Origin of the sequence: Merdimmobilis hominis, assembly GCF_016901855.1 — a bacterium.
GTDB lineage: Bacteria > Bacillota > Clostridia > Oscillospirales > Ruminococcaceae > Paludihabitans.
This window is the reverse complement of the sequence record NZ_JACJKY010000035.1, coordinates 1-12,450: the sequence shown is the minus strand read 5'-3', so window position 1 is coordinate 12,450 and position 12,450 is coordinate 1. Positions and strand designations below refer to the sequence as shown.

The window sequence follows — 12,450 nt, the reverse complement described above, 5'->3', positions numbered from 1 at the left end:
GCACTTTTTGATATCTTCTCCGCATATAAATTCCCCCCTGTTGTAGTTCCATTTTCCTACATCAGGGGGGATTTGTCTATTGTCCGTTTTTTCTGGCGCGGTTCACGTTGCGTACACGGGGCTTTTATTTGTTACAAGAATCGGTTCGTTTTTAGAAAACCGGCATTAAGCGCGTTTTCTCTGTCTGAACCAAATAACACCGCAGAGCAGTGCCATCATCAGCAGAGCGACCGGAAGAACAACAGACATCGAGTCATCTGTATCTACCGACGGTGTTACAGCAGTGTATTCTGCAACGATTTCGGTGTCTTCCGTGATTCCGGTTGTCGGAAGTTTCCACTGGCCTGTGTAGCCTTCTTTAGCCGGAACAGTCGGACAATCCGCTGATGTCAGTATCGTGTTGTATTCAACATTCAGTGTGCTGACCACTTTGCCGTCTGCCACAAAGGTAACGGTAAATGATTTTACGTTCCATTTTGCAGTCAGGGTAGCGTCTGCTGTCAGTTTGCAGATGGTGTCTGCAGTGACCAGGTTGTCGTCTGCATCATACCAGCCAAGGAACTCATAGCCTTCGCGGGTCACAACCGGCAGTGTGCCGAATGCAGAATCATAAGTAACGGTCATCGAATCATTTTCGAGTGCGCTGCCGCCGTTTGTATTGAAGGTAACGGTGTAAGTGTTTGCTTTCCACTGTGCAACGTAGACAACACTTGTGGTAGCGGTTTCCTCAACTGCCGGAGACCAACCGATGAAAGTGTAGCCTTCGCGTTCCGGTGTGCCGACAAAAGCAGGAGTCTGTGCACCCGGTGCAACGGAATAGAACTGGTCTTCAAAGATGACTTCGTTTTCAACGCCGTCAGTGTAGAGTACGTCGCAGGTGTACGGAGCAGTGACAACGTTTCCTTCAGTGTCAAACGTCAGTTTGAATTCCGGAACGATGTTGCCGTTCGGATCACGCATATAGTTTCCTTCATCGTCAAACATCGGATTGATGATGGAAACCATGCCGTTAAACGGTTCAGAAACAGCTTCGCCGTCAGCGTTTACCACGCGCAGTACTGTCTGATCTTCTGTGCAGAGCTGAACATACATCGGAGCGACACCGGTAAAATCGTCGCGGACATCGATGAACGAATTTTTCGACAGATATACTTCATCCTCAATGACAGCATCGCCGCCGATGGTCAGCAGAGATTCGCCGGTTTTGGACAGACCCTGTACATAAACAGACTGGCCATACCATTTGCCCGGATCTTCGGAAGCTTCACCTTTATAGCCGACGGAGTTGTTGTAAATGTGACCGCCAAGAATATAATAAGTACCGCCGTCGTACGGATTACGGGTAATGCCGCTGTTCATACCAAGAATGCCGTATTGATATGCTTTACAGCCGGTGATTTCACCGCCGTTGATGGTTGCAGTAGTCATTTTTGCGTCTGTACCTGCTTTGTTATACAGATAGATGGCGCCGCCGTTGCCATCAACCGTGGTTGCATCTCTGCCTGCAAAGCAGCCGGAGATCACACCGCCATTCATGGTGAAGCTTGCAGCAGATTTACCGTTGCCGCTCAGATAAATAGCACCGCCAGTGAACGCGAAGCAGTCAGAAATGGTGCCGCCGTTCATGGTGATGGTCGGACAGCCTGTTGTTTTTGCAGCAGCACGAACTGCACCGCCTGTAGAATTAAATTTGGCAACACCGCAGTTTGTGATCGTACCGCCGTTCATCGTAAAGCTCGATGCACCGTCAAGCGTGATTGCGCCGCCGTATGTAGTATTCGGGTGCTGGTTGTTTTTGAGTGTAACACCCTCTTCCATTACGAGCGAAGAAGCCGCTTTCGAAGAACCGAGTGTGCACAAAATAAGTGAACCATAAGCATCTGTATGACCTTCTAAAGTCAGGCTACCGGACAGTGTCAGTGTTGCCTGCTGTACTTTAAACAGCGCAGGTTTGAAAGCTTCTGCACGTTTAATGGTGACAGCATCTTCTGCTGTCAGTGTAATCGATTTGTTGACTGTTACACTGCTTGAAATCTCAACGTCTTTGAGCACTGTGATTACATCATTTTCTGCTGCATTTTGGATTGCAGTAGCGAGTGTAGCATATTCGGTTGCACCGATTTTTGCTTCATTTTCGCCGGCTGCGGAAACGGTTGCAACACTCGACAAGAAAGTGGTTACAATCATTGCGCATGCCAACACGCAGCTGAGAAGTTTTTTTCTCATATCTTTATCCCTCCATTTTGTATGATTCTATTATTTTTTATTTACAAAAAGTTAATAGAATCTATTCTTAGAGAATACCTCTAAATGTTTGGAGTGTCAAGCAAAAATAAAAAAATAATTCAAAATAATTTCATTTAAAAGGAATTTTTTTATAATTCAGAAATGAAGATTTGAGATTGTTTCTGTTTTCTGCAATCCGGTTGCATTTGATCAATAAGAAAGCTGCATGAAATTCAATGTTTTGCGATATATACAGTGTCGATTGATCACAAACGATTATTTTTATGGAAAACGAAAAAATTCTCTTGCTTTTTTTGATATTCATTCGTATAATCAAGGCAGAAAGTGCAGGTAACTGCAAGGGAGGATATTTGAAATGAGTAAGATTACACTCAAAAAAGAGGAAATCATGGCGCGATTCGGCGGCATGGGCTTTCACAACACAGAGGCTAACTTATACCGCCAGATGAGCGAACATCAGTTTAACGAAGTGGTGGCAAAAGTATATCGTGAATTATCGCCTGGATTTTCGCGGATGTGGGGCGGCTTTCCGACCTGGACAAAAGAGGAAATGGACGATTTTGCGGAGTACTGTGAAAAAATGCAGTGCAAAACAGGCGCAACCATCTATTTGACTGGCCATTGCGTGCGGTATCATTCAGAAGAAGAGCTGTGCGAATATGCAAAAAACGTGGCAGACCGTCTTTCCTATCTGATTCATGAAAAAGGACTTTCGAATCTTCAGATTTATTGCATGTCCAATGAATTGAGTCTGGATGACTGGGGTGATCTCAATTTTGAGATGGCAACGTTTAAAAATTATCACACCCATCTTTACAATGAATTCCGCAGCCGTAATTTGCCGGTGAAGCTGCTTGCAACCGATGCTTCTCCCTGTGAGCGTTGGGAGACGATTGAATGGGCGATTGCAAACGGCATGGTGCCGATTTCAGGCGTGTTCGGCGGACATCACTATGTCAACGACTTTGAGCCGGAAGATCTTGAGTTTTACAAGGTGTTCAAACGTCATTGCCAGGATGTTGTCAATCAGTTAAAACCGTATGAGCGCCGGTTCATTCTGGGTGAATTCGGTTTGGCACAGGCGTTTAAGCAGGGCAAACAGAACATCAACGGTGTCAAAATGGACGTCTGTGATGCATTTTACAATGGCAAAGAAGCGTATTCCGCATTGCAGGTTTGTGAAATGGCGCTGGCTGCAATGAATGCAGGCGTTTATGCAATGGCACTGTGGACGTTTACGGATCTGCCGAATCCGGAGGGAATGAGCTATCGTTTAAATAAGTGGGGACTCACCCGCTGGGACGGCGAGGATTATTCGCCGCGTGACTGGCTGTATGCATATGGTCTGCTCGTCAAATACTTAAAGAAAAACGGCAAACCGTTCACTGTGGATACGGACGATTTTCTGCTGCGGTGTGGTGGTGTTGTCAACGATAACGGCAGTTTTTCGGCTGCGATTGTCAACCGTCATGAGGAGCAGACAGATATCACGGTGACACTCGAGGGACTTTGCCCGCATCAGGCAGCACGCGTGTATATTTATGATTCTGCAAATGTGCCGCGCAACGCATTCGGTGATTTGCAGGCACCGTCTTTCATGGCAGAAGCAGTAGATGACGCGTTCACCTTGACGATTCCGGCAAATTCGATTGTCGTGCTCACGACTGATTATGTGGATCGTACACCGGCACCGGTTTTGAATGTACGGAAAGAGGACGGCGTGCTCTTGTGGGATGCAAGTGAAGAGGCTGTGTATTATCGAGTATACCGCGGCGAAACACCTGATTTTGCGGCAGATATCACGAATCAGATTGCTTCCACCATCGACACGAAGCTGTCGGTTTTAGAAGACGGGTATTATCAGGTCAAAGCAGTTGACTGTTACGGAAATTGCTAAAAAATCTTCTGGGGTATTTTCTTTTTTGGGGAAATACCCCAGAATTTTTTTATAAAAAGTGCTTGACATCGCACTTCTTTCGTGCTATTATGAGCAAAACCGATGAAAAAGAGTAAGTAAGCGGCGCAAAAGCTGTACAGAGAGCTGCGGTTGGTGGAAAGCAGTCAGATATGCGGTGCTGAATGGGCTTTTGAGGGCAAACGGAATCGGAAATTTTCCGTAGTATGTGCGCCGGAGCGGGACGCTCCGTTAACAACTGTCCGCATATCAAAATGGTATGTGTAAAAGTGGATGTAAACTTGCATCAAGCCGGGTGGCACCGCAGGAGATTTTGAATGTTTCATGCTCTTGTCCCAGCGTTTTTTGAAACACTGGGTCAGGGGTATTTTTTATTATACCCTTGACTCTGCAAACAACGAAAGGAGCAGTCACTATGTTCAACGAAGCAATCCCGTACAAAATTTATCTTGAAGAAAACGAAATGCCGAAAGCATGGTATAACCTGCGGGCGGATATGAAAAACAAGCCTGCACCGCTTTTGAATCCGGCAACACAAAAACCGATGACAAAAGAGGAACTGCGTCCGGTATTTTGTGATGCGCTGATTGACCAGGAGCTTGATGATACAACGGCATATTTCCCGATTCCGGAAGAAATTCGTTCGTTTTATCAGATGTATCGTCCGTCGCCGCTCGTGCGTGCATATTTCTTGGAGAAAAAACTCGGCACACCGGCAAAAATCTATTATAAATTCGAGGGCAACAACACAAGCGGCAGCCATAAATTAAACTCTGCGATTGCACAGGCATATTACGCAAAACAGCAGGGATTAAAAGGCGTTACGACTGAAACGGGAGCAGGTCAATGGGGCACAGCACTCTCGATGGCTTGTTCGTATTTTGATCTTGACTGCCAGGTGTATATGGTTAAGGTTTCCTACGAACAAAAACCGTTCCGCCGCGAAGTCATGCGTACATACGGCGCATCGGTGACACCGTCGCCGTCGATGAGCACGGAAGTCGGCCGCAAGATTCTCGAAGCACATCCGGGTACGACAGGCAGCCTTGGCTGTGCAATTTCCGAAGCGGTTGAAATGGCTAACAAACAGGAAGGTTATCGCTATGTACTGGGCAGTGTGCTCAACCAGGTCATGCTTCATCAGTCTGTGATCGGCCTTGAAACAAAGGCTGCGCTTGATAAATACGGAATTACACCGGATATCATCATCGGATGTGCAGGCGGCGGTTCAAACCTCGGAGGACTCATTGCACCGTTTATGGGTGAAAAGCTCCGCGGCGAAAAAGACTATCGTTTTATCGCAGTTGAGCCGGCATCCTGTCCGAGCTTTACACGCGGCACGTTCGCATATGACTTCTGTGATACCGGCGCTGTATGCCCGCTTGCGAAGATGTATACGCTCGGCAGCAACTTCATTCCGTCGGCAAACCATGCAGGCGGTCTGCGTTATCACGGCATGAGCCCAGTGCTTTCGCAGCTGTATCATGACGGCTTGATGGAAGCGACCAGCGTGGTGCAGACGGATGTATTTGAAGCAGCAGAACTGTTTGCACGTGTGGAAGGCATTCTTCCTGCACCGGAATCGAGCCACGCAATCCGCGTTGCAATCGACGAAGCGCTCAAATGCAAAGAAACCGGCGAGGAGAAAACGATTGTGTTCGGCTTGACCGGAACCGGTTATTTCGATATGTTCGCATATGAGAAATTCCATGACGGTAAGATGAGCGATTATATTCCGACCGATGAAGAAATTGCAGAAAGTGTGTCGACACTTCCAGTTGTAAATGAATAATCAACATGAAAAAGAACCGGCAGGGTGTTCCTGCCGGTTCTTTTTGTATGATCAAATCAAATTCAGATGTTTTGAGAATAAGCGGTTTGCAACCAAAAACGATGTGGTTCCAATGAGAATATACAGAATCGATGCACCAGCCAGGAAACCAAAAAGCATCTCTCCTGATAATACCGGATTGCTGATGAACAAATCGAGATCAAAGCAGGCAAACAGGATTATCATCAAAAGTGTGCTTAAAAGCTGTTCGATCACATAGATGCCCATATATGCGCCGAATGAGGCAAGCGCGCGGTTTTCCTTGGCGAGCTGGCCGATGGAAACAGCTGCGTATACAGTGCACATAAAGGCGGCAGCGCTTAACAGCATCATCGCGATCAGTACGACAATGATTCTGTTTTCATTGATTTGCAGTACCGCGAATACTTGGTCAAGGATTGTACCAAGCTGTGCGTATGCGTTGTTTGGAATCAGCAGAAATACGCATCCAACTGCCGCCGCACCGGCAACAATCAGCCATATCACATAGGTAAACAGGTGGCTTAACAGATGCATGGACGGTTTTACGGGAAGCATGAACAGAAAATATCCGTGTGCACTTGTCGTGTTGCGGAAGAAGTGACGGATCGACAGCAAAATAATGCACAAAAACATTCCGACGGTACAGAAGGCTGAAATAATCAGCAGAAATGTATAGGGAGCTGTCAGAAACGGCAGCGGCTTCGAGAGCGATTCCATTCCCTTGGTACATCCTGCAAGCAGCAAAACACCGAAAACCAGCGGCAGAAAGATACGTGCCGTGCATTTAAAATGATAAGCGAATAGATTATTGAACAGTTTCATGATCTGTATACCTCCCGGAACAATGCATCAACCGATTGGTGGTGTGTTTCACGCAGTTCATCAACGGGTGCATGCAGAATCAGTTTTCCTTGCTTTAAGAAAATCGCTTCGTCGAGAATTTGTTCGACGTCGGCAATCATGTGGGTGGAAATGAGAATCGATGCATCCTCGCTGAAATTGGTGAGAATGGTGTCCAAAATATAGTCGCGGGCAGCCGGGTCAACACCGCCGATCGGTTCGTCGAGCAGATAGAGTTTGGCGCGGCGTGACATCGTCAGAATGAGATGCACTTTTTCCTGCATGCCTTTTGACATGGCTTTTAAGCGTGCTTTTTCAGAAAGCCCGAGATCCTTTGCCATTCCCTGTGCTTTTTGAAGATCAAAATCAGCAAAAAAGCCGGAAAACAGCGTGAACAAATCGGAAAGCTTCATCCATTCCTGCAAATACGATTTGTCGGGCAGATAGGAAACGTACGATTTGGTCAGCACACCCGGTTCGTTTCCGGCAATTTGTGCACTGCCGCTTGTTTTGGTGAGCATACCGGCGAGAATTTTTAACAGCGTTGATTTTCCAGCACCGTTTTCACCGAGCAAACCGACGATTTTTCCCGGTTCGATCGTAAACGAAACATCGTCGAGCGCGCAGAATATGCCGTATGTTTTGGTGAGATGTTCACAGGTGAGAATTGGTGTCATAGGTCAGGATTCCTCCTTTTTCATTTTTGCCAACAGTGCTTCGATTTCCTGCGGCTGAATACCGAGCTGTGCCATTTCGTTTAAAAACTGCGAAACACGCAGACGAGCGGTTTCCTGTTTGATTTCGTTGATTTTTTCTTGATTTTCTGTTACAAACCGTCCGGCTGTCCGCTGTGTGTAGAGCAGGCCGTTTCGTTCAAGCTCGGAGAGTGCTTTTTGCATCGTGTTTGGATTCACACCGGCTTCTTTTGCAAGATCACGCACGCTCAAAAGCTTTTCGCCGGGCTTAATTGCACCGGAGATGATTGCATTTGTAAATTGTTCGCACAGCTGAATATAGACCGGACGGGTGTTGTCAAATTCCCAGCGCATGAAACCCTCCTTTGTATTATTGTACTAACCGGTTAATACAATAATACAAAGAGAAACGATATCTGTCAAGTGCTTTTTGAAAAAACAGAACAGATGTGGTATGATAGGAGCAGCAAGGGATGGAGGGACTTCGGATGGAAATCAAAACAGTGGATGAAGCACTTTCTTATATTCACACACGTACGCGTTTTGGCTCGCAGAAAAGCCTTGTACGAATGCAGTCGCTGATGGCACGACTTGGCAATCCGCAGGATGCGCTTTCGTTTGTCCATGTAGCCGGTACAAACGGAAAGGGGTCGGTGAGCACAATGTCAGCTTGGGTGCTGCAACGTGCGGGATATCGAACCGGACTGTATACCTCGCCGTATCTCGTACGGTTTCACGAGCGGTTCCATGTGGACGGCGTATGCATTTCGGATGAAATGCTGGTCGCACTGACACAGCAGGTCGCAGATGCAGCCGAACAGCTGACGCATGAGACAGGACTTGAGCCAACGGAGTTTGAGATTGTCACGGCAGTAGGCTTTTTGTTTTTCAAAGCCATGGCGTGTGATATTGTTGTGCTCGAAGTGGGACTTGGCGGGCGGCTTGATTCCACCAATGTAATCAAATCGCCTGTTTGTGCAATGATTACGCCGGTATCCGCCGATCACACGGCGATTCTGGGGGATACCATCGCGGAAATTGCCGCAGAAAAAGCAGGGATTATCAAACCGCATACGGAGGTGATCTGCGGCCGTCAGCAGCCGGAAGCCCTAGAGGTGATCCGCCGCGTGTGCGAAGAAACCGAAAGTACGCTAACCGTTGTGCCGCAGGAGTTGTGCACCGATGTGGAGGTGTCGCTTTCCGGTACGCGGTTTCGGTTTGACGGTCATCCGTATCATTTGCGCCTGATCGGTACACATCAGGCAGAAAATGCGGCAATGGTGCTTTGTCTTATAGAGCGGATGCGCCAAAATGGCTTTCATATTCCGCAGAATGCGGTGGAAGAGGGATTGTCCAAAGCGTTTATTGCCGGACGATTTGATGTGCGCGGAAACAATCCAATCGTGGTCGTGGACGGCGCACATAATCCGGATGCAGCCGGCGTGCTTGCGCGTTCTTTGGCGATGCTGCCGGTCAGCCGATATGTTGCAGTGATGGCGGTGATGCAGGATAAGGACTATCGAACGGTGATTCATACGATTGCAGGTGTTTGCGATGCAGTTGTTGCATGCGAGGTGCGGGATATGCCGCGCACTCTTTCTGCAAAAGAACTGGCGCAAACCGCAAACGATGTTTGTCCTCGCTGTGAAACAGCGTCTGATGGGCTTGCCGCGCTGATTCGTGCGCGCGAAATTGCGGGAAAAAACGGTGCGGTGATCGTTTGCGGTTCTTTGTATCTTGCAGGAGAAATTGTCGGTGCGCTCGAAAGTCAAAGCGAATAGCAGGCTTCGACACAATTCGTTTGGCGTGTGCGCTATAATGGCTGTAAAAGACAGCCAAAGAACGATTGACACAAAATAAAAAATCGAATGGAACGGAAATCGGATGTCTTTTTTAAAAGACATCCGATTTTTTGTGGGAAAAGAAAGGAGCAGGCAGAAATGCTTAAACTGATACGAGGGCAGGATCGTCTGACTGCCGCAATCATCGGAGAGATCGATCATCATACGGCGCGGCGTATCCGGGAGGAAACCGACGCTGTTTTACAGCAGGACTTGCCGCATGAACTCATTTTTGATTTCAGCGGCGTGACATTTATGGATTCAAGCGGAATCGGACTGATTATGGGACGATATCGTCTTGTTTCCCAGTGGGGAGGAAGCGTGACAATCGCCGGTGCGCCCAGCCGGATTGAACGAATTTTAAAGATGTCCGGAATCGAAAAATTGGCGCAGATTCATCCGGTCAAGGAGGAAGAAGTATGATGATACAAAATGAAGCAAAACTCTCGTTTTTGAGCAAATCGGCGAATGAAAGCTTTGCCCGTGTGGCGGTGTCAGGCTTTTTTATGCAGCTTGATCCGACGGTGGACGAGCTGACCGATATTAAAACAGCAATCAGCGAAGCGGTAACGAATGCAATCGTTCATGGATACCGGGAAACAACCGGAATTGTGTACATAACGCTGCGCATTGTAAACGGAAGAACAGCATATGTGAAAGTGCGTGATACCGGATGCGGCATTCCGGATGTCAAACAGGCAATGGAACCGCTGTATACAACGGCGCCGGAGGAAGAGCGTGCAGGACTTGGGTTTGCGGTCATGCAGTCCTTTATGGATACGGTACGGGTACACTCCAGACCGGGAAAAGGAACGGCAGTGATTATGACAAAATCGCTGCGGACACGCGAATGAACACTACACCCGAAGAACTTGATCGTTTTGTACAGAAAAATCTGGGTCTTGTCCACAGCTGTGCCAATCGATTGAAAGGACGCGGCATCGAATATGATGATTTATATGGGGCAGGATGTGTCGGGCTTTTAAAAGCGGTTGCCGGATTTGATGAATCACGCGGGCTGATGTTTTCAACGTATGCCGTGCCGGTGATTCTCGGAGAGATGAAGCGGCTGTTCCGTGACGGCGGCGCAGTCAAAGTGAGCCGGGGCCTCAAGGAGCTTTCACTCCGTGCGGTACGTGAACAGGAACGTTTTATGAAAGAGCAGTTTCGTCAGCCGACTGTGTCAGAACTGGCTGAGCGGCTGTGTGTTTCGTGTGAGCAGGCGGCGCAGGCGATTTCGGCAAGCATTCCGCCAGTTTCGCTGACAGTGGAGGAAGGCGATGGCAATGAATTTGATTTAGCACAGGACAGTGAAGAAGAGCGCCTTTGTGAGCGTTTTTCGCTGCAAAGCAGTATTCGTGCGCTTTCTCCGGATGACCGTGCGTTGATTTCTCTGCGTTATTTTAAAGGGAAAACACAAACCGAAACGGCAAAGGCATTGAATATGACACAGGTACAGGTATCCAGACGGGAAAAGAAGATTTTGATTTCATTAAAACAGATGATGGCAGAAGAATAGCACGGCGAAAATGCAGCCGTGCTGTTTTTTTGCTTGCGATTCTTTAAAATATCGGGTAAAATAGGTGCGGAGGCGAAGAAATATGGGACCTTACGAGTATCGTGTAGAGAAAATTGACGGCGATTATGCATGGCTTGTACGTACTGATATTGTATCGGATGAATCAATGATGGTTGCACGCGCATTATTGCCGCTTGATATTGAAGAGGGAAGTGCGCTTCTTTGGGAGAATTTTTCTTATTCATTAAAAATGTAAACTTTCTATAAAAGGCAAAGTTTTGCCTGCTTTTTGTTTGCGTTGCGTATTTAAACATGATATACTAAACAAAATGTCGTTTTCAATCGGAAAACTGAAAGAAGGAGCGCTATGGCAAAAAAAACAGAAAAGCCGGTACAGCGTGTCAAACGTACCGGGAAAAAGAGCAAAAAGTATGCATGGATTAAATGGGTTGTTATCGCTGTTGTTGTGCTGTTGATTGCAGCGGGCGCGGGATATGCCGCAAATTTCATTGATTTATTCAATCAATCGCACAGCGGTGATCTTGATAAAGACGATTTGGGAATCTCTTCGGACAGCGAGGCGCTTCAGGACGATGGCAGCACTGATATTGTGAACATTGCGCTGTTTGGCGTTGATACCAGAACGCAGGGCGAAAAAACGCGTTCTGACTCCATCATGATTTTAACTGTTGATAAAAAACACAATAAGATTAAATTGACTTCTTTGATGCGTGATACGTATGTTGCCATCGAAGGTCACAGCAATACAAAGCTGACACATGCATATTATTATGGAGGACCGCAGCTTGCTGTTAAAACGATTAACCAGAATTTCGGAATGAATATTACGGAATATGCAACGGTGAACTTCCAGGGAATGGCGGAGATTATTGATGCTGTCGGTGGTGTCGAAATTGATATCAGCGAGGCAGAACGTCAGAATGCAAATATTAGCATCCAGGAACAGGCAGCATATGGAATGGAGCCGGATTACATTGAAAAAGCCGGACTTCAGACCTTAAACGGTACACAGGCAGTTGCATATGCGCGAATTCGTTATGTCGGAAATGCAGATTTTGAGCGCACTGACCGTCAGAGAAAGGTTATGGAGCAGCTGTTCTATAAAGCGCTTGATATGAATCCGCTGCAATATCCGGAGTTTGCACGCAAACTTCTGCCATATGTGGAAACTTCGCTTGACATCGGCGAGATCATGGGACTGAGTACCATCATGCTGCGTGACGTCAGCATGGAACAGCTTCGCATTCCGATGAATGAGCATTTGATCGGCAGCGGATCAATCCGGGATTCATCGGGAGGCTCTTGCTTGAATGTGGATCTTGAAGCTGCAACAAAGACCATTCAGGAATTCATTTATGATGATGTGGACCCGAATGCGCCGAAAGAAAGTTCTGCAGAGTCAAGCCAAAAGGCATCATAAGAAATAACGAAAATAAAAAACGTGTCCGAATTTTTCGGTGCACCTGTAAAATGAAAGTAGACACTCACAAAAGTGTGGGTGTCTACTTTTTTCGTAGTAAAATAAGAGAAAAAGGAGGAATAGGAATGGGAAAGAAAGG

General features: G+C 47.1%; 12 protein-coding genes. 8 read left to right on the top strand and 4 right to left on the bottom strand.

What is annotated here, in order from left to right; all coding sequences use genetic code 11:
• Positions 1 to 165: 165 nt before the first annotated feature.
• Entirely contained in the window at positions 166 to 2,226 is a 2,061-nt protein-coding gene (locus H6A12_RS12525; protein ID WP_204448356.1) for an InlB B-repeat-containing protein, read from the bottom strand.
• Positions 2,227 to 2,602: 376 nt separating this feature from the next.
• Between H6A12_RS12525 and H6A12_RS12520 the strand changes: the two genes are divergently transcribed.
• Both H6A12_RS12520 and H6A12_RS12515 read left to right on the top strand, forming a co-directional pair.
• A complete protein-coding gene (locus H6A12_RS12520; RefSeq protein WP_204448355.1) occupies positions 2,603 to 4,144 on the top strand; it encodes a hypothetical protein in 1,542 nt (513 codons plus the stop codon).
• Positions 4,145 to 4,577: 433 nt separating this feature from the next.
• Positions 4,578 to 5,954 carry a TrpB-like pyridoxal phosphate-dependent enzyme gene (locus H6A12_RS12515; protein WP_204448353.1) on the top strand — a complete coding sequence of 459 codons (1,377 nt, stop codon included), beginning with the start codon at positions 4,578 to 4,580 and terminating at the stop codon, positions 5,952 to 5,954.
• Positions 5,955 to 6,005: 51 nt separating this feature from the next.
• Here the strand turns inward: H6A12_RS12515 and H6A12_RS12510 are convergent, their stop codons facing one another.
• From H6A12_RS12510 to H6A12_RS12500, 3 genes are read right to left on the bottom strand one after another with little or no spacing between them, the layout of a single operon-like run.
• Positions 6,006 to 6,797, bottom strand: a complete 792-nt coding sequence (locus H6A12_RS12510; protein ID WP_204448351.1) for a hypothetical protein — start codon at positions 6,795 to 6,797, stop codon at positions 6,006 to 6,008.
• On the bottom strand, positions 6,794 to 7,492 hold the full coding sequence (locus H6A12_RS12505) for an ABC transporter ATP-binding protein (RefSeq protein ID WP_204448349.1): 699 nt from the start codon (positions 7,490 to 7,492) through the stop codon (positions 6,794 to 6,796). The genes H6A12_RS12510 and H6A12_RS12505 overlap by 4 nt, the downstream gene beginning before the upstream one ends.
• Positions 7,493 to 7,495: 3 nt before the next feature.
• The gene (locus H6A12_RS12500; RefSeq protein ID WP_204448347.1) at positions 7,496 to 7,864 is read right to left on the bottom strand and encodes a GntR family transcriptional regulator; all 369 of its coding nucleotides are present in this window, start codon (positions 7,862 to 7,864) and stop codon (positions 7,496 to 7,498) included.
• Between the two features lie 134 nt (positions 7,865 to 7,998).
• Between H6A12_RS12500 and H6A12_RS12495 the strand changes: the two genes are divergently transcribed.
• The 6 genes from H6A12_RS12495 to H6A12_RS12470 all read left to right on the top strand — a co-directional run bounded on the left by H6A12_RS12495 (position 7,999) and on the right by H6A12_RS12470 (position 12,311).
• Positions 7,999 to 9,291, top strand: a complete 1,293-nt coding sequence (locus H6A12_RS12495) for a bifunctional folylpolyglutamate synthase/dihydrofolate synthase (protein ID WP_204448345.1) — start codon at positions 7,999 to 8,001, stop codon at positions 9,289 to 9,291.
• Positions 9,292 to 9,450: 159 nt separating this feature from the next.
• Complete coding sequence (locus tag H6A12_RS12490; protein ID WP_204448344.1) at positions 9,451 to 9,774, top strand: STAS domain-containing protein; 324 nt, start codon at positions 9,451 to 9,453, stop codon at positions 9,772 to 9,774.
• A complete protein-coding gene (gene spoIIAB / locus H6A12_RS12485) occupies positions 9,771 to 10,205 on the top strand; it encodes an anti-sigma F factor (RefSeq protein WP_207753226.1) in 435 nt (144 codons plus the stop codon). Before H6A12_RS12490 ends, spoIIAB begins: the two co-directional genes overlap by 4 nt.
• Positions 10,202 to 10,870 (top strand): sigma-70 family RNA polymerase sigma factor, encoded by a 669-nt coding sequence (locus tag H6A12_RS12480; protein ID WP_204448342.1) that lies wholly within the window; start codon positions 10,202 to 10,204, stop codon positions 10,868 to 10,870. The genes spoIIAB and H6A12_RS12480 overlap by 4 nt, the downstream gene beginning before the upstream one ends.
• An 82-nt stretch (positions 10,871 to 10,952) precedes the next feature.
• Positions 10,953 to 11,126, top strand: coding sequence for a chorismate--pyruvate lyase (locus tag H6A12_RS12475; protein WP_204448341.1), 174 nt, complete (start codon positions 10,953 to 10,955; stop codon positions 11,124 to 11,126).
• Between the two features lie 111 nt (positions 11,127 to 11,237).
• A complete protein-coding gene (locus H6A12_RS12470) occupies positions 11,238 to 12,311 on the top strand; it encodes an LCP family protein (protein WP_204448340.1) in 1,074 nt (357 codons plus the stop codon).
• Positions 12,312 to 12,450 lie beyond the last annotated feature (139 nt).

What these genes read in the sequence shown, in the direction of transcription:
- H6A12_RS12490 (WP_204448344.1), top strand. Translation starts at nt 9,451, where the DNA reads ATGCTTAAACTGATACGAGGGCAGGATCGTCTGACTGCCGCAATCATC.
- H6A12_RS12475 (WP_204448341.1), top strand. Translation starts at nt 10,953, where the DNA reads ATGGGACCTTACGAGTATCGTGTAGAGAAAATTGACGGCGATTATGCA.
- H6A12_RS12500 (WP_204448347.1), bottom strand. Translation starts at nt 7,864, where the DNA reads ATGCGCTGGGAATTTGACAACACCCGTCCGGTCTATATTCAGCTGTGC.
- H6A12_RS12495 (WP_204448345.1), top strand. Translation starts at nt 7,999, where the DNA reads ATGGAAATCAAAACAGTGGATGAAGCACTTTCTTATATTCACACACGT.
- spoIIAB (WP_207753226.1), top strand. Translation starts at nt 9,771, where the DNA reads ATGATGATACAAAATGAAGCAAAACTCTCGTTTTTGAGCAAATCGGCG.
- H6A12_RS12520 (WP_204448355.1), top strand. Translation starts at nt 2,603, where the DNA reads ATGAGTAAGATTACACTCAAAAAAGAGGAAATCATGGCGCGATTCGGC.
- H6A12_RS12470 (WP_204448340.1), top strand. Translation starts at nt 11,238, where the DNA reads ATGGCAAAAAAAACAGAAAAGCCGGTACAGCGTGTCAAACGTACCGGG.
- H6A12_RS12505 (WP_204448349.1), bottom strand. Translation starts at nt 7,492, where the DNA reads ATGACACCAATTCTCACCTGTGAACATCTCACCAAAACATACGGCATA.
- H6A12_RS12510 (WP_204448351.1), bottom strand. Translation starts at nt 6,797, where the DNA reads ATGAAACTGTTCAATAATCTATTCGCTTATCATTTTAAATGCACGGCA.
- H6A12_RS12480 (WP_204448342.1), top strand. Translation starts at nt 10,202, where the DNA reads ATGAACACTACACCCGAAGAACTTGATCGTTTTGTACAGAAAAATCTG.
- H6A12_RS12515 (WP_204448353.1), top strand. Translation starts at nt 4,578, where the DNA reads ATGTTCAACGAAGCAATCCCGTACAAAATTTATCTTGAAGAAAACGAA.
- H6A12_RS12525 (WP_204448356.1), bottom strand. Translation starts at nt 2,226, where the DNA reads ATGAGAAAAAAACTTCTCAGCTGCGTGTTGGCATGCGCAATGATTGTA.